This window comes from Halopseudomonas sp. (assembly GCF_036960865.1).
Classification (GTDB): domain Bacteria; phylum Pseudomonadota; class Gammaproteobacteria; order Pseudomonadales; family Pseudomonadaceae; genus Halopseudomonas.
The window spans coordinates 24,681-41,850 of record NZ_JBALWE010000007.1 but is presented as its reverse complement, the minus strand read 5'-3'; the positions used below and the strand labels follow the sequence as shown (position 1 = coordinate 41,850).

Here is a 17,170-nt window from a genome sequence, read left to right as displayed (position 1 = left end):
TCCAGTTTCCTCCTTTACTAGTCAAACGTTGCTTGAGCGGTTTTACGGCCAGCGGAGCATGGGTCGACAAATCGTGCTGAACCTAACGCAAACTTTGAAGGATGGACCATGTCAGCTTATCAAAACGACATCAAAGCAGCTGCCGAGCTGAAAGACAAAGCAGGTAGTGGCTGGAGCGCAATCAACCCGGAATCCGTCGCTCGCATGCGTGCGCAGAACCGTTTCAAAACCGGTCTGGACGTTGCCAAGTACACCGCGGCCATCATGCGCAAGGACATGGCCGAATACGACGCCGACTCCTCTGTCTACACCCAGTCACTGGGTTGCTGGCACGGCTTCATCGGTCAGCAGAAGCTGATCTCCATCAAGAAGCACCTGAAGACCACCAACAAGCGTTACCTGTACCTGTCAGGCTGGATGGTTGCTGCCCTGCGCTCCGAGTTCGGCCCACTGCCTGACCAGTCCATGCACGAGAAGACCTCCGTGTCTGCACTGATCGAAGAGCTGTACACCTTCCTGCGTCAGGCTGATGCCCGTGAACTGGATCTGCTTTTTGTTGCTCTGGACGATGCTCGCAACGCTGGCGACCAGGCCAAGGCCGCTGAAATCCAGGCCCAGATCGATAACTACGAAACCCACGTTGTGCCGATCATTGCCGACATCGATGCTGGTTTCGGTAACGCCGAAGCTACTTATCTGCTGGCCAAGCAGATGATTGAGGCCGGTGCTTGCTGTATCCAGATCGAAAACCAGGTTTCTGACGAGAAGCAGTGCGGTCACCAAGACGGCAAAGTAACCGTTCCTCACTCCGACTTCCTCGCCAAGATCAACGCTGTTCGTTACGCGTTCCTTGAGCTGGGTGTAGACGATGGCGTTATCGTTGCTCGCACCGACTCTCTGGGTGCCGGCCTGACCAAGCAGATCGCTGTTACCAACGAGCCAGGCGACCTGGGCGACCAGTACAACAGCTTCCTCGATGGCGATTACATCACCAGCGCTGACGACATTCAGAACGGCGACGTTGTGATCAAGTCCAACGGCAAGCTGCTCAAGCCTAAGCGCCTGGCATCTGGCCTGTTCCAGTTCCGCAAGGACACCGGTGTTGACCGCGTAGTTCTGGACTGTATCACCAGCCTGCAGAACGGCGCTGACCTGCTGTGGATCGAAACCGAGAAGCCCCACGTTGGCCAGATCGCTGACATGGTTAACCGTATCCGCGAGGTAGTTCCTAACGCCAAGCTGGTTTACAACAACAGCCCGTCCTTCAACTGGACCCTGAACTTCCGTCAGCAGGTATTTGATGCCATGGTTGAAGAAGGCAAGGACGTTTCCGCCTACGATCGCGCCAAGCTGATGAGCGTTGAGTATGACGAAACCGAACTGGCTCAGGTTGCTGACGAGAAGATCCGTACCTTCCAGGCTGATGCAGCTCGCGAAGCAGGTATCTTCCACCACCTGATCACCCTGCCGACGTACCACACCGCTGCGCTGTCTACCGACAACCTGGCAAAAGGTTACTTCGACAAGGAAGGCATGCTGGCATACGTCAAGGGCGTTCAACGTCAGGAAATCCGTCAAGGTATCGCCTGCGTCAAGCACCAGAACATGGCTGGCTCCGACATCGGTGACAACCATAAAGAGTACTTCGCTGGCGAAGCCGCTCTGAAAGCGGGTGGCAAAGACAACACCATGAACCAGTTTGGTTAATTGCCACTGATTCCTCGGATGCCTAGCATCCCTGGTGTGAAAAAGACCGCCTAACCGGCGGTCTTTTTTTGTCTATCACCCGAGGTCCCCCTCAGGTAGAATGCGCGGCTCAACAACCCCGCCCTTCAGCTTCTTTCTTTTATGCAACAAGGCTTTATTCGCTATGGCACGTCTGCAGCTCGAGTTCCCCGATAACCAGTTCTATTTCACCACCCAGTTGACGGTACGTATCACTGACATCAACTCGGCCAACCATTTAGCCAATGACTCAATGATCTCCATGATCTCGGAGGCGCGTGCCCGGTTTCTGTATCAGTTCGGAATTGAAGAGGTCAGTGAGAAAGGGGTTGGCATCATTGTCACCGACCTTGCCACCACTTATCTCCGAGAGGCGTTCTCCCGTGACGCACTGATCTTTGAGGTAGGCCTGATGGATCTGAACAAATATGGCGGCGACATTATCTTCCGCATTACCAAGGCTAGCGACGGTGAAAAGGTTGCATTGGCCAAATCCGGGTTTGTTTTCTATCACTTCGAAAGCTCTAAAGTTCGCCCGATGCCTGAAGACTTTCGTGTCCGCTTTCCCGGCGTCAACTCGATAGATAGCTGAACCACCTGCCACCGCAATCAAGCATAAAAAAACCCGGCCTGAGCCGGGTTTTTTCAGTCTTGTACGTTATTAACGTACTTCGACCTCTGCTTCAACTTCAGCTTCAACGCGGCGGTTCATCGAACGGCCTTCGTCAGTGGAGTTGTCAGCAATCGGACGAGACTCACCGTAACCGGCAGAGCTTACGCGAGAGCCATCAACACCTTCACCGATCAGCGCTTCGCGAACTGCATTGGCGCGACGCTCGGACAGGTTCTGGTTGTAGGCATCGCTACCGACGGAGTCAGTGTGACCTTCAACGGTAGTAGTAACCGATGGGTAGGTCTTCATGAACTCAGCCAGACTCTGGATGTCTTGACGGTACTCAGGACGAATAGTGTCCTTGTCGAAGTCAAACAGTACATCCAGCTCTACGCGAACAGACTGCATTTCTGGAGCCGGCTCAGGAGCAGGCATTGGAGCCGGAGCGGCTGCAACTACTGCTTCTTCTTTCTTGGAGCCAAAGTTGATACCCAGGCCTACACCAGCTTGCCATTCGGTGTTGCCGTGGTCGAAGCCGTACAGCGCGTCCAAACCGGCCTTAACGAAGAAGTTCTCGTTCAGGTAGTTTTTGATACCGACGCCGGCCATGGCCATTGTGGTGCGGTCATTGATATTGGTGCCTTCAGGCTCCAACTCTTGATGAGCCAGACCGGCCGAGATGTAAGGACGGATGTTGCTTTCACCGAAGTGGTGAACGGCTTCAACTTGAAACAAGCTGCCATCAACTTCATTCTTGGTGTCATCAAATTCCAGGTTTTTGTACTTACCCAGGCCGACATTCAGCAGCACGTCGTCAGTCAGGAAGTAACCGATGCTACCACCCACCAGGGTGCCGTCGTTCATGTCGTACTTGCTGTCAGTGAAATAACGATCCGCAAAGGCTTCGACTTCCACAGAACCCTGCTGGCTCATGGCCATAGCAGGAATGCTGGACGCAGCAATCGCAGAACCAACAACGAGACCCACAGTGTTTTTCAATTTCATCATTGAATCCCCATCAAATCCATTAAACGTTAAGCTTCCGCAAAACTCACACACAGTATATCTGAATCACGCTAATAACTATACAAGCCTTATATGAAAGGACTGTCAATCTGTTCACGTAATTTTTCCAACGCGCGCTTATAGCGCATTTTAGTCGCACTTAAGCCCATGTGCATAATATTGGCAATTTCTTGGAACTCAAGTTCCGCAATAAATCGCAAAACCAGTATTTCACGGTCAATCGGGTTAACGTGCGACAGCATTTTGTTCAGACCTTGCGATTCTGCAACAGGCGACTCAGGCTCAACGACCTCTTCCTGCTCGTCCAGGCTCAGCGCGTCTAGCAAGCGCCTTTTGCGCTTTTCCTTGCGGTACTGAGTAATGCATTCGTTATAGGTAATACTATAAAGCCACGTTTTAAACTTGGCCTTACCCTCAAATTGCTTCAAGCCATGTAAAACTTTGAGCATCACCTCTTGGCACACATCGTCTGCATCACGCTCGTTCCCCAGGTACCGCGCGCACACGTTAAACAACGTGCGCTGATAGCGGCGCATCAGTTCTTCATACGCGGTCGTAGTGTGAAGCAGCTCACCTTTTGCCGCGATGACCAACTCTTCATCACTGAGCGTTGCCGGGCTATAGCGCCGGCGAGGTTCTTTACGGGGGGTCAAGGCGACGGCGTCTTTGCTTCAGTGGCTGGGACAATCACGATTAACGTGACACATTTTCAATGGTCAAAACGGTATTGGCCACGGATACCAGTTCGCCATCTTCGGTCAGGATCGACGTTTTAACGGTTCCAATCTCTTCGATACTGCCTTCCACGCCACCGACCTTGATGTAATCGCCAACCTGATAAAGCTCTCTGACGTAGATACCAGCGATAATCTGGCTTACGGTCTGGCGACTACCAAGCCCCAATGCCAAGGCCGCTGCAGTACCAAAGGTGATCAACACAATAGCGATAACCATGTTCAGCAAGGCGGTTTCGATCTGCAGCTGACCGATCGCCAGCGACACTGTGATAATGACCAGCAAGCCTTGTACAAAACGCCCCAACCCGGCAGCGTAATCGACCCCCATGCTTTCTGCAGCGCCCTTCACTACGCCATTTACCAGGTGCGATAACAGCAAACCGGCAAGCAGGATCAGCGCTGCACCGAACACCTTCGGCAGATACAGAGTGAAGACGTCCAACGTGGACGATACCCTGGCGAGGCCCAGCGACTCCGCCGCCGAGACCAAAAAGGTGAGCACTACGAACCAATAGGCAACCTTGCCAATAATGGAAGATACCGACGCGGTGATGCCAATTCGCGCCAACATCTTGTTAACGCCTGCGCCTCCCATCAGGCGATCCAGCCCGACCTTGGCGAGCCCCTTGCTCAGTACGGCATCCACCACTTTCGCGATGACAAAGCCCAGCAGAATAATGAACAGTGCAGCGATCAGATCGGGCACAAAGGAGGCAACCTTGCTCCACAGGGTAGTCATAGCTGCAACGAAGCTCTGGCTCCAGACGTCGAATTCCATGGTCGTCTCTATTTACTGTTGGTTGATGTCTTGGGTCGAGGTTTTGGCCGAGTCTCGACTCACTGGCTTGAGGTGCCGGGCGCCGCGCACGCTGCCTTCAGACAGCACCCACCCCCAGCGGGCAAAAAGATTGACTAGGTCAAACAACCCACCGCGCACATGCGCCTTGTGCAAAACGCGATCCAGCCGACGGTCATCACGCTGCGAGCCCAGATCGCTGACCTCTCCCTGCAGGAGATCGCGCAACCGTCTTTCTAGGGGGTCTTCAGACATGTACAGCTCCTCGGGGAAGTCGCATTGCAGATGCACCAAGGGGGAAGACAACAAGCCTTCCCCCTTGAATAGGTACTGCTTTGCCTAATTCAGCACTTACTCAGGCATGCTCAACGCGGTAGGCGATACGATAATGCCGTTGTTGTCAGCATAGACGTATTCGCCCGGGCGGAAGGTCACGCCGCCGAAGGTGACAACCACGTTCAGGTCACCAATACCGCGCTTGTCGGTTTTCATTGGATGACTTGCCAGTGCCTGAATACCCAGCGGCGTTTGCGCCAGAACATCCACGTCGCGCACGCAACCATAAACGATGATACCTTCCCATCCGTTCTTGGCTGCTTTCTCGGCCAACATGTCACCGAGCAGCGCGCGGCGAAAAGATCCGCCGCCGTCGACGACCATCACCTTGCCGGTCCCATCCTGATCAACCTGCTCCTTGACGATGGAGTTGTCCTCGTGACATTTCACGGTGACGATCTCACCACCAAAGGAATCATGGCCGCCGAAGTTGCTGAAAATAGGCTCAACAACGTCGACGTCCGGGTAGGCGTCACACAGATCAGGCGTTACGTAATGCATGGTGTACTCCTTGAACCAGGATTGCGGTAGGTCTTATTTGGCATTTTCGGCCAGGAAGAACCAAGTGTCCATGACCGAGTCAGGGTTCAAAGACACGCTCTCGATCCCTTGATCCATCAACCACTGCGCAAGATCAGGATGATCTGACGGACCCTGACCACAAATGCCGATGTATTTTCCGGCATCACGGCAGGCCGAGATTGCCATGCTCAGCAGCTTCTTCACCGCCGCATTACGCTCGTCGAACAGGTGCGCAATGATGCCGGAGTCGCGGTCTAGGCCCAGGGTAAGCTGGGTTAGATCGTTGGAGCCGATGGAGAAGCCGTCAAAGTGTTCCAGGAACTCTTCAGCCAGCAAGGCGTTGGCTGGCAATTCGCACATCATGATCAGGCGCAAACCGTTCTCGCCGCGCTTGAGGCCGTTCTCACCCAGCAACTCAACCACTTGCTTGGCCTCGCCCACAGTACGCACAAAAGGAATCATGATCTCGACGTTGGTCAGACCCATTTCATCGCGCACGCGCTTCATGGCGCGGCACTCCAGCTCAAAGCAGTCACGGAAGGAGTCGCTGATGTAGCGCGAAGCACCCCGGAAGCCCAGCATCGGGTTCTCTTCTTCGGGTTCGTACAGTTTCCCACCAATCAGGTTGGCATACTCGTTGGACTTGAAATCCGACATGCGCACGATGACTTTTTTCGGCGAGAAAGCCGCTGCCAGGGTGCTAATGCCCTCAACCAGCTTGTCGACATAGAAATCGACCGGGTCTGAGTAGCCGGCAATCCGCTTCTGCACGCTTTCTTTCACATCAGCCGGCAAGCTGTCGAAATTCAGCAGTGCTTTGGGGTGGACGCCAATCATACGATTGATGATGAACTCCAATCGGGCCAGGCCCACCCCTTCATTGGGCAGATTGGCAAAATCAAAGGCGCGATCAGGGTTGCCCACGTTCATCATGATCTTGAACGGAATCTGCGGCATGGCGTCAACGCTGTTCTTCTTGATGTCGAAGGACAGCTGCCCAGCATAGATAAGACCTGTGTCACCTTCGGCGCAAGAGACAGTCACCTCCTGACCTTCGAACAGCTCTGTAGTGGCGTTACCACAACCAACCACCGCAGGAATACCCAACTCGCGCGCGATGATTGCGGCGTGGCAGGTACGACCGCCGCGGTTGGTGACGATAGCGCTGGCGCGTTTCATGACCGGCTCCCAGTCGGGATCAGTCATATCGGACACTAGTACGTCGCCTGGCTGAACCTTATCCATTTCAGATACGTCATTGACGATACGTACCGGACCGGCACCAATGCGCTGGCCGATGGCTCGGCCTTCAACCAGCACCTCGCCGCGCTCCTTGAGCAGATAGCGCTCCATCACATTGGCGGTGGTGCGGCTCTTGACTGTTTCTGGGCGCGCCTGAACGATATAAAGCTGATTATCGTCACCGTCTTTGGCCCACTCGATGTCCATCGGGCGACCGTAGTGCTGTTCGATGATTACCGCCTGTTTGGATAGATTGACGATCTCTTCGTCGCTCAGGCAAAAACGGCCGCGCTCGGCCAGATCAACGTCTACCGTCTTGACCGAGCGTCCTGCCTTGGCTTCGTCGCCGTAGACCATCTTGATCGCCTTGCTACCCAGATTGCGACGCAATATTGAAGGGCGACCTGCTGCAAGCGTGGGTTTGTGAACATAGAACTCATCGGGGTTGACAGCACCCTGCACCACCGTTTCACCCAGACCATAGGCGCCAGTGATGAATACCACATCGCGGAACCCGGATTCGGTATCCAGAGTAAACATGACACCCGCAGTGCCGGTTTCAGAGCGCACCATGCGCTGCACACCCGCGGACAGGGCAACCAACTTGTGGTCGAAGCCCTGATGCACGCGATAGGAAATGGCGCGATCGTTGAACAGTGATGCGAAGACTTCTTTGGCTGCATAGATGACGTTATCTACGCCGCGAATATTCAGAAAAGTTTCCTGCTGGCCCGCGAACGAAGCATCGGGCAAATCTTCCGCGGTCGCGGAGGAACGTACGGCAACGGCCAGGTTCGGATTGCCCGCGGACAGCTTGGCGAATTCGTCGCGGATAGCCTTGTCGAGCGCCGGGGGGAAATCAGCATCCATGATCCATTGACGTATCTGCGCGCCCGTTTGCGACAGCGCGTTGACGTCGTCGACATCCAGCTTGTCCAAAGCAGCATTGATGCGATCGTTCAGACCACTTTGCTCGAGGAACTCGCGGTAGGCGTCTGCAGTGGTGGCGAAGCCGCCGGGAACCGAAACGCCGGCGTTGGCCAGGTTGCTGATCATTTCGCCAAGGGACGCATTCTTGCCCCCGACCCGTTCTACATCATCAACACCCAGCTGCTCGAAGGACACTACGTACTCTAACAAGGTGATCTCTCCGTCAATCAATGAATTAGATGGCGACCCGCACGGGCACGACTGGTTTGCCCGTCACAAATGCGCCACAATGCCGTTTTTTACGAGTGTGCCGGGCCTGAGCTCACAACCACGCTCTCCATGGAATACGACATCTTAAGGCTTCGCGAATGAAACGCACTGCTTTTTTCATTTCTGATGGCACCGGCATCACCGCCGAAACTCTGGGTCAGAGCCTGCTGGCGCAGTTTGAAAACATTCAGTTTATCAAGCTGCTGCGGCCCTACGTCGATACCGTGGAAAAAGCGCGAGACATGGTACAACAAATCAATGCTGCTGCCGAGAAGGATGCGGCGCGGCCAATCATTTTTGATACCGTCGTCAACAATGAAATCCGCCAGGAGCTGGCTAAATCCAGCGGTTACATGATCGATATCTTTTCGACCTTTCTGGCCCCGCTGGAACAGGAACTGGGTGACGGTTCGTCCTACTCGGTGGGCAAGACCCACTCCATCCAGCACAACACCCATTACAAGGACCGCATCGATGCGGTTCACTACGCCATGGACAACGACGATGGCGCCCGCACTCACCATTATGCCCAGGCCGACATTATCCTGGTTGGCGTCTCGCGCTGTGGCAAAACGCCCAGCTGCCTGTACATGGCCCTGCAGTATGGTATTCGTGCGGCCAACTATCCGCTGACCGAAGACGATATGGAAAGCCTGCAGCTGCCCAAGGCACTCAAGCAGAACAAGGCCAAGCTGTTTGGGTTGACCATCGACGCCGAGCGGTTGGCCGGTATTCGTAACGAGCGCCGCCCCAACAGTCGCTACTCCAGCTTTGCCCAGTGCGAGTTCGAGGTGCGCGAAGTGGAAAACCTATTCCGCAAGGAAAACATTCCTTACATCAACTCCACACATTTCTCTGTTGAAGAGATCTCGGCAAAGATTCTGATGCAGATGGGCATTGAAAGACGCTTGAAGTAATTGAACCAACTCGTTGATTTTAAAACAATCAATGACCGAGCCACTGCCGAAGATCCTTGGGAGACCTGCCCGTCAGGCGCTTGAGAAAGCGTCTGAAGTTGGTGCGATCATTGAAGCGCAAATAACCAGCTACCGCCTCGTTACTGAAACCTCTACGCAGATACAGATCCATCGCAATAAGCGTTCGCGCGCGATCTAACTGCGCCTGAAAGTGCGTGCCCTCACGCTGCAGACGGCGTTTGAAGGTAGCGACGCTCATACCGAAATCCGCTGCCACCTGTTCCAAGCCAGGGAGCTTGGTGATGTGTTCGCACAGGTAGCCGAACAGACCATCGGTGAGACTTTCCGGCGCCGGCAACGCCTGCAGTTGCTGCAGGCTTTGTTGCTCTGCGATCCCACCCAGAACTGCGGATGCCTGCCCTGCCCGGTTAATCAGATACTCCCGCGGCAAGCGCATGAAACTGATAGGACTATCGAAGCGCAGGTGCTCGCCCAGATGCACCCAATACTGCTCAACGTAAACCGGCTCGGCATGCGCAAGATGATACTGCCAAGGCAAGGCGTGCCCGCTGACCTGACGACATAGCGCGGTCACGGCCGTCATGCTGAAATCAGCAACAAAGCGGGCGTTCTTGCCACTGTCAAAACTCTCCAGCCAATACAGGTAGAGCGATTGCTCGTCGAGCCATATCACCGGCATGCACAGCGGACTCAAAAGCGCCTTGAAGCGTTGCAGATGCTGTAAGGCCTGTAGCACCGAGTCGGCCTGCAGCAGCACATTGCTGGTCGCGCCATAGTGGCCGGGGAGCACTTGCTGGCCGAACAGAAATGCGCTGTCATCCGCCGCCAGTAGCTGCCTGGCGTTGTCGATCAAGCGATGGAACTGGCGGGCGTTGATCAGCGGATCATGTTCCAGCAGATCTTCGTAGAACAGCCCGGTACCCTTGAGTAGGCGATGACTGTCGATCCCTCGCGATAGCGCGAGATCGATCAAGCAAGCGGGCTGCCCGCGGGCCGCGATAAAGCGCGTGTCGCTGTCTAGCCAGGCAGAAGTACTCATGCCTGAGCTCGCCGCAGTTGAGGTGCCTGTTTGGCCCGCGCCATGACGATGTTGAGACGCTTGAGCAAGGAGTCCGCGTCTTCCTGTCTGGCCATCAGCGCGACCGTGGTCGCCCGTAATTGCAGCCGCTCCCCCTGCCCCGCGCTTTTCAACGCAAGATGCGCAACCGACGCTTGCAGCTCTTGCCCCAGGACAAGTGCTTGGGCTTCCAGCGTGGCCGGCAGCAGAACAATAAAGCGATCGCCCGCCAGGCGGCATAGCAGATCATGACTGCGCAGATTGAGCAGCATCTGCTGGGCCACCAGCTGCAAGACCCGGTCACCCTCACGATGACCATAGGCCCGGTTGATGGCGCTGAAATCGTCGATATCCAGCATTACCAGTGACAGCGGCTCACTGTTCGCCTGCGCTGCGGGTAGCGCCTGCTGCAGTTGCAGCCGGAAGTAACCGGCATCACCCAGTGGGGTCACCTTGTCGAACAGCCGGTGCTCACGGAAATGGCGCTCGCGATTGATCATCTGAGCGCTGATCGCCAGTTGCTCACAATGCCAGTGGTAGATGCCCAGCGTCAGCAAGGCAAAGCCTAAGGGCATAGGCGCCGACTCCAACCAATGATCCAGCGACAGGTTTTCCGGCAGCGCGATGAACTCGTCCAGACTGTCCATCCAGAGAGAAAAGAACAGACAGGCCAAGCCGAAAAACAGCAGATTGGTAACCCGCCCCGCTGGTCGTCCTTTCAGCAGCAGCCCGGCCCAAACCAATACCAACAGTGCAGAACCACCCTCCCCGGCAATATCGGTCCATGACCAGATCGCCATCGGCTTGAGGTCGCCCAGACTCAGGTAAAGCAAAGCGCCGCCATTGGCCAGCAGCAACAACGCCAGCAATTTGAATCGGTGAAGAGCAAACATGGTCGACATGGGGCCTGGGTTCCTTTGATTAACTGCAGGCAAGCACAGCAGAAGAATATGACCATCAGGTTTCAGCGCTTGGGGTCATTTCAGCTCAGCCGCAATACCCCACGCGGCGGATATTTGTCATACAAATTCAGCCGAGGCGCGTAATTGCTGGCCTGCGCGTTCGCAAGGTCGGTCGAATGGGGGTGAAAATAGCTCAACTGTGCCCGATATTGCCGTAAAAACCGCGATCTCAGCTGCCGTAGCGACATGGCGTCACAGAACAGACACAAAGCCAGCCTAAGGTCCTCCCCAGATCAGGGTAGATGCCCACTCGTCACCAGAGGACTTTGTACATGTCAGTCACCCATTCTTTGTTTCGTGCCGGTTTTCATTGCAGTGCACTGGCACTGTCGATTGCCGGCGCCAGTTACGCCGCCGCGCAGTCGCAGCCTGAAGTGGTTAACGTCGTTGGCCAGGCAGCACAAATGCAGCAAGCGCTGGAAGAGCAGCGTCTGTCCGATAGTGTAGAAAGCGTGGTGCACGCTGACGCCATCGGCCAGCTGCCCGACGACAACGCCGCCGAAGCACTGCAGCGCGTGCCTGGAGTGTCTGTTGAGCGCGACCAGGGCGAAGGTCGGTTTGTACGCGTACGCGGCCTGGGTGCCGACCTCAACTCGGTCACTATTAACGGCACCCTGGTGCCGGCGCCCGAAGACGATCGCCGAGCCGTGGCCATGGATGTGCTGCCCAGTGAGCTGATCCAGTCGCTGTCGGTGGTTAAAACGCTCACTCCGGATATGGACGCCAACTCGCTGGGTGGCACCGTCGAGGTAGAAAGTCTGTCCGGCTTCGACCACCCGGCCGCGTTCTATAGTCTGACCAGCGAAGCCAGTTACGACGACAACACCGGTGACACCAGTCCCAAGGTCTCTGGCGCAGCGAGTAATCGCTTTAGCCTGGGTCAGGGAATCGACAACTTTGCCGTCGCCGCCGCGCTCAGCTGGGAAAACCGTAGCTTTGGCTCAGACAACGTGGAGACGGGTGGCGCCTGGGATTTTGACGATGCCGCTGGCGCACGGTTGGAAGAGCTGGAAGAGCGCCGCTACGACATCGAACGTGAGCGTACCGGCGCCGGCCTGAACTTCGATTATCGTCCGGACGACAACACCGAGCTTTACCTGCGCACCCTCTACAGCCGCTATCAGGATAGCGAAACGCGTCAGGCCAACGTGATTGAGTTCGCCGACGCACAACTGCGCGGCGAACGGGGCGATGCCGAAGGCACTCGTGAGATCAAGGATCGCGCGGAGACCCAGGAAGTCAAAAGTCTGGTTCTGGGCGGTGAGCGGCGCCTGGGCGACTGGACTCTCAGCAGCCAATACGGTTACAGCGAAGCCAGTGAAGACAGCCCGCTGCACATTCCCGGCGCCAGCTTTGCCGGCAATGACGACTTTGTCGACGCCGGCTTCGACAGCAGCAAGGAGCCCAACCTCAAGATCAACGACGCCTTCTACCAGCCAGGCAGCTTTACCCTGGATGAAATCGAACGCGAGAAGCAGCTCACCACCGACACCGAGCAGAATATTCGTATTGACCTGGCCCGCGACTATTTCTGGCAGGGGCTCCCATCCCAGATCAAATTCGGCACCAAATTCAGCACACGCAGCAAGGATAACGATCTCGAAGTCTGGGCCTATGAGGACCTGAACAGCTATGGCTTAACTGATGATCAGTTGAACATGGCCAACTTCACCAGGGGCAATGGAAAGCTAGGCCCGCAAATCTCCGCCAGCACTCTGGAGCGCCTGATGGCAGGCCTGGATGCAGCTGACTTCTATGATGACGAGCAATCGCGGATCAATGATTTCGAGATCCAGGAGAACATCAACGCTGCCTACCTCATGAACACCGTCGATATCGACGATCTGCGCATTATCGCCGGCCTGCGCTACGAGGGCACGCGCCTGAAAGCCGAGGGTACTGGCCTGAATGACGGAGCCTTCGAAGCCGTTAAAGAACGCAACGACTACCATCACTGGTTGCCGGGCCTGCATGCCATCTATCAGTTGGGTAGTAACAGCCAGGTGCGCGCCGCCTGGACCAATACCGTAGTACGGCCCACCTTCGGTCAGCTGTTCCCGGGGTTTGTGATTGACGGTGATGAAGCCGAGTTCGGTAACCCGCAACTCAAGGCGCTGGAGTCCAGCAACTTTGATATGGGCATTGAGCACTACATGGGCAAGGCCGGCGCGGTATCCGCCTTTGTGTTCTACAAGGACATCGAAAACTTCGTCTACAACGCCAACCTCGCCGGCACTGCAGACTACGCCGCTTTCGATGAGGCTTACACCTACGTCAATGGCGACAAGGCCAGCGTCTATGGTCTGGAACTGGCGTACTCCCAGCAGTTCAGCTGGTTACCCGCGCCCTGGAACGGTTTGTTGATGAGTGCCAACGGAACCTTCAGCAAATCCGATGCGGATATCGAGCAGCTGGATACCGACACCGGCAGCATCGCGAAACGCAGCATCAGTTTGCCCGGCCAGTCCGACACCACCGGCAATCTTACGCTGGGCTGGGAAAACAGCAGGTTCGGCCTGCGCATCGCGGCCAACTATCAGTCCGACTATCTCAGTGAAGTGGGCGATGTACTCGACAAGCGCTACGACTATCGCGTGGACGATCAACTCTTCATCGACCTGAGTGCGCACTACAACCTCACCGACAACCTGCAGCTGTTTGCCGAAGCGCAGAACATCACCGATGAGAGCTACTACGTCTACACCGGCGAACGCGACTACAACGCGCAATACGAAGAGTACGGCCCGACCTACAAGGTAGGCCTGTCGCTGACCCATTTCTGAGCCATCCGGGCGCCATCGCGCGTCCGGTTTACCGATTTGATGTGAGAACCTGAATGCGATTGACACCTTTGATCGCCGGCGCCCTGCTGCCGGCCTGCCTGGCCTTGAGCGCCTGCGGCAACAACAGCAATGACAAACCTGAAGCCAACGCGGCGATGGCGGCCGAACACACTTCAGACGCCGGTCTGGCACTGTCTGCCTGGAACAGCGGACAGCTGCCCCTCCCGGTGGACAGCTGGACTTTACTGGCTGCAGCGAACGACGCGGAGATAGACCGAATCGCCGTGGGTGAGCGCGGCCTCTGGCTGCTGAATGCTGAGGGCGAGGCGGTAAGTGAACCCTATAGCGGTCGTTTTTCCACGCTGGCGACCAGCCAGCTGGGCGACAACATACTGAGCGCCACATTGGACGAAGTGCGAGACCAGACCCTGCTGCTGAGCTGGAATACCGCAACGCGCGCCTTCACCGAACCAAGCTGGTTGCCTACCGCCAACTACCCGGTCGAGAGTCTGTGCTTCTACCGCGACCCACACGAGTATCTGTACCTGTTCCTGATTGGTGAAGAGGGCCTGGGGCAGCAGTGGCTGGTGGCAGAGAAGCAACACCAGCTTGCTGAACCAAGGCTAATGCGCGACCTGCATCTGCCGGTAGGCGCCAAGTACTGCGCTGTCAACGACGCATTACAGACGCTGTTCATTAGTGAGGAAGATGTCGGCATCTGGGCCTACCCGGCCAACGCTGAAACCAACGGTGAGCGGCAGGTCGTTGATCTGGTCAGCCCTTACGGCCAGCTGCAGGACAGCCCGCAGGGCTTGGCGCCGAGCGCTGACGGGGTTCTGGCCGTCGACGGCAACGCCGCGCTTTACCGTTATCGCGCGATAGCCGATGGCTGGGCAGGCGATAGCGCCTTGAACTTACCGGATGTTCAGGAGGCCGAGCGCCTGTATACCCGTATCGGCACAATGCTTGATGTGCTGGTGGCCGATGCCGCGGATCAACAGCTGCATATAGCCAGACTGCCCGGCGGTGAGCAGCCAAGCCCTGCGCCTGCGCTGGTGGAGATCCCTGCCCTGGCACAGACCACAGCCGTGCCCCACGGCGGAGACGCGGCCGATGATCCGGCAATCTGGGTCAACCCGGTTGATGCCAGCCAGTCGCGCATCCTGGGTACCGACAAACGCGGCGGCCTTGGGGTCTATGGCCTCAACGGCAACCAACTGCAATACCTGCCGGTGGGACGTATCAACAACGTGGATATACGCAGCGGCTTCACCCTGACCGGCAGCCCGGTAGATATCGCCGTTGCCAGCAATCGTGACAGCAACAGCCTGGAGTTGTTTGCAATCAACCCTCACGACGGCGAGGTCACCGGCCTCGGCCAGATCAGCCTGCCGCTCGACGACATTTACGGCTTGTGCATGGCTAAAAGCCCGCAGGGCGATATTTACGCTATCGCCAACGACAAGAGCGGCCGCTTCCTGCAATACCGGTTGGATGATGAGCAAGGCACAGTCAAGGGCACTATGGTGCGCGAGTTCCGCACCGCCACCCAACCCGAGGGATGCGTGGCGGATGATGCCCGCCAGCGCTTGTTTATCGGTGAAGAAGGTGTGGCCGTCTGGGCGCTCAGCAGCGATCCCGCAGATGCCGGTGACCTGACTGAGGTCATCCGCGCCGAGGGCCCATTGCACGCAGATGTTGAGGGATTGGCGATCTATCAGGCAGAACAGCCCTACCTGGTGATTTCCAGTCAGGGTAACGACAGCTATCTGGTGCTGGATGCCGAGCCACCCTTTCAGCTGCGGGGCGCGTTCCGCATCGGCATCAATATCGCTGGCGGCATCGACGGCGTCTCGGAAACCGACGGGCTGGAGGTCAGCTCGGTTGATTTTGGCGGGGTCTGGGCGCGCGGCATGCTGGTAGTTCAGGACGGCCGCAAGCGCATGCCGCAAGGCAGGCAGAACTTCAAGCTGGTGGCCTGGGAGCAAATCGCCGAGGCGCTCAAGCTGCCCTGATATTCCCAGCGTCATCAAACCTACATCTTTTTGTCATCCAATACCCAAGCGGGCCCGTTAACGGCCCGCCAGCGAGGAAAGCATGTCACCTACCAATCAAACACATACCATCTGGTCGCTGGTGCTCGAAGCCAGCGTACTGGTCAAGGGCGTAATGCTGATTCTGCTGCTTGCGTCCCTGGCGACCTGGTTTCTGATCGCGCAGCGTAGCAACCTGTTTAATCAGGCCAAGCGCGCGATCAAGGCGTTTGAAGACCAGTTCTGGTCGGGTAAAGAGCTTAGCCAGTTGTACAGCAGCAGCCAGAATCGGGCTGGCGTCGAGCAGATCTTCCGTGCTGGCTACGGCGAGTTTACTCAGTTGAATCAACACAACCAGGGCGATCCGAACGCCGTCATGCAGGGCGTACAACGCGCTATGCGTGTGGCCATCGCCCGAGAGGAGGAGCGGCTGGAGCAGCACCTGCCATTCCTGGCGACCGTAGGCTCGGTGAGCCCCTATGTCGGCCTGTTTGGTACTGTCTGGGGCATCATGAACTCATTCATCGGGCTGTCGCAGGTGCAACAGGCGACGCTAGCCACGGTAGCACCGGGTATCGCCGAGGCCCTGATCGCAACCGCTATTGGCCTGTTCGCCGCGATTCCAGCCGTAATTGCCTACAACCGCTTCAGCACGCGCAGCGAGAACCTGCTGGGCCAGTATTACAACTTTGCCGAAGAATTCAGCGCCATACTGCATCGCCGCATGCATAACCGGTCGCAGGTGTCAGCCTGATGCGCCCCGCCCGCCTGAAACGCAAACCCAAGGCCGAGATGAACGTCGTGCCCTATATCGACGTGATGCTGGTGTTGCTGGTTATTTTCATGGTCACCGCGCCCATGCTGACGCAGGGAGTGCAGATCGAATTGCCAAAGGTCGCCAGCGAAGCGCTGTCAGAGCAAGCCGCTTCGATAGTGACACTATCTATCGACAACACCGGCCGTTACCACTGGAACCATGGCGACAGCGTGCAAACCGACAGCTATCAGTTCAGCGCCAACGCGCTCGACGGCCTGACGAGCGCGCTCAGCCAACTACTGCAAGCAGAGCCCGAGACCCAAGTGATGATCCGCGCCGATGCCGGTGTGGACTATGGCCAGGTTGTCACCGGCATGGCCGCGTTGCAGCAGGCAGGGGTTACCAGCCTGGGTCTGATTACCGAAGCGCCATGAGAGACCGCA

The 17,170-nt window shown here is 56.7% G+C and carries 15 protein-coding genes; 7 read left to right on the top strand and 8 right to left on the bottom strand.

The features are described from left to right. Positions 1-108 precede the first annotated feature (108 nt). A complete protein-coding gene (locus tag V7747_RS11165; RefSeq protein WP_335616115.1) occupies positions 109-1,707 on the top strand; it encodes an isocitrate lyase in 1,599 nt (532 codons plus the stop codon). Between the two features lie 163 nt (positions 1,708-1,870). Further along, a complete protein-coding gene (locus tag V7747_RS11160; protein WP_335616114.1) occupies positions 1,871-2,317 on the top strand; it encodes an acyl-CoA thioesterase in 447 nt (148 codons plus the stop codon). Between the two features lie 69 nt (positions 2,318-2,386). Here V7747_RS11160 and V7747_RS11155 read toward each other — a convergent pair whose 3' ends face one another. The 6 genes from V7747_RS11155 to ppsA form a co-directional block, all read right to left on the bottom strand. Further along, the gene (locus tag V7747_RS11155) at positions 2,387-3,343 is read right to left on the bottom strand and encodes an OmpA family protein (protein WP_335616113.1); all 957 of its coding nucleotides are present in this window, start codon (positions 3,341-3,343) and stop codon (positions 2,387-2,389) included. A gap of 89 nt (positions 3,344-3,432) precedes the next feature. Next, the gene (gene sigX, locus V7747_RS11150; RefSeq protein ID WP_335616112.1) at positions 3,433-4,017 is read right to left on the bottom strand and encodes an RNA polymerase sigma factor SigX; all 585 of its coding nucleotides are present in this window, start codon (positions 4,015-4,017) and stop codon (positions 3,433-3,435) included. 40 nt (positions 4,018-4,057) lie between these two features. Beyond that, positions 4,058-4,879 (bottom strand): mechanosensitive ion channel family protein, encoded by an 822-nt coding sequence (locus V7747_RS11145; RefSeq protein WP_335616111.1) that lies wholly within the window; start codon positions 4,877-4,879, stop codon positions 4,058-4,060. 12 nt (positions 4,880-4,891) lie between these two features. Next, positions 4,892-5,152 (bottom strand): CrfX protein, encoded by a 261-nt coding sequence (locus V7747_RS11140; RefSeq protein ID WP_335616110.1) that lies wholly within the window; start codon positions 5,150-5,152, stop codon positions 4,892-4,894. 96 nt (positions 5,153-5,248) lie between these two features. Continuing rightward, complete coding sequence (gene rraA / locus V7747_RS11135; protein WP_092283573.1) at positions 5,249-5,734, bottom strand: ribonuclease E activity regulator RraA; 486 nt, start codon at positions 5,732-5,734, stop codon at positions 5,249-5,251. Positions 5,735-5,767: 33 nt separating this feature from the next. Further along, a complete protein-coding gene (gene ppsA / locus V7747_RS11130; RefSeq protein ID WP_335616109.1) occupies positions 5,768-8,137 on the bottom strand; it encodes a phosphoenolpyruvate synthase in 2,370 nt (789 codons plus the stop codon). A 158-nt stretch (positions 8,138-8,295) separates the two neighbouring features. On the opposite strand from ppsA, the gene ppsR reads away from it, so the two are divergent. Further along, positions 8,296-9,114 carry a posphoenolpyruvate synthetase regulatory kinase/phosphorylase PpsR gene (gene ppsR, locus V7747_RS11125; RefSeq protein WP_092283569.1) on the top strand — a complete coding sequence of 273 codons (819 nt, stop codon included), beginning with the start codon at positions 8,296-8,298 and terminating at the stop codon, positions 9,112-9,114. A 28-nt stretch (positions 9,115-9,142) separates the two neighbouring features. Here ppsR and V7747_RS11120 read toward each other — a convergent pair whose 3' ends face one another. Together V7747_RS11120 and V7747_RS11115 are read right to left on the bottom strand one after the other, a co-directional pair. Next, positions 9,143-10,174 (bottom strand): AraC family transcriptional regulator, encoded by a 1,032-nt coding sequence (locus tag V7747_RS11120; protein WP_335616108.1) that lies wholly within the window; start codon positions 10,172-10,174, stop codon positions 9,143-9,145. After that, positions 10,171-11,094 carry a GGDEF domain-containing protein gene (locus tag V7747_RS11115; protein WP_335616107.1) on the bottom strand — a complete coding sequence of 308 codons (924 nt, stop codon included), beginning with the start codon at positions 11,092-11,094 and terminating at the stop codon, positions 10,171-10,173. Before V7747_RS11115 ends, V7747_RS11120 begins: the two co-directional genes overlap by 4 nt. A gap of 332 nt (positions 11,095-11,426) precedes the next feature. Here V7747_RS11115 and V7747_RS11110 point away from each other — a divergent pair, with 332 nt between their 5' ends. From V7747_RS11110 to tolR, 4 genes are all read left to right on the top strand, one after another. Further along, entirely contained in the window at positions 11,427-13,937 is a 2,511-nt protein-coding gene (locus V7747_RS11110; RefSeq protein WP_335616106.1) for a TonB-dependent receptor, read from the top strand. A 53-nt stretch (positions 13,938-13,990) separates the two neighbouring features. Then, positions 13,991-15,952 carry a phytase gene (locus V7747_RS11105; protein ID WP_335616105.1) on the top strand — a complete coding sequence of 654 codons (1,962 nt, stop codon included), beginning with the start codon at positions 13,991-13,993 and terminating at the stop codon, positions 15,950-15,952. Between the two features lie 82 nt (positions 15,953-16,034). Next, positions 16,035-16,724 (top strand): protein TolQ, encoded by a 690-nt coding sequence (tolQ, locus tag V7747_RS11100; RefSeq protein WP_335616104.1) that lies wholly within the window; start codon positions 16,035-16,037, stop codon positions 16,722-16,724. Further along, positions 16,724-17,161 carry a protein TolR gene (tolR, locus tag V7747_RS11095; RefSeq protein WP_335616103.1) on the top strand — a complete coding sequence of 146 codons (438 nt, stop codon included), beginning with the start codon at positions 16,724-16,726 and terminating at the stop codon, positions 17,159-17,161. The genes tolQ and tolR overlap by 1 nt, the downstream gene beginning before the upstream one ends. Positions 17,162-17,170 lie beyond the last annotated feature (9 nt).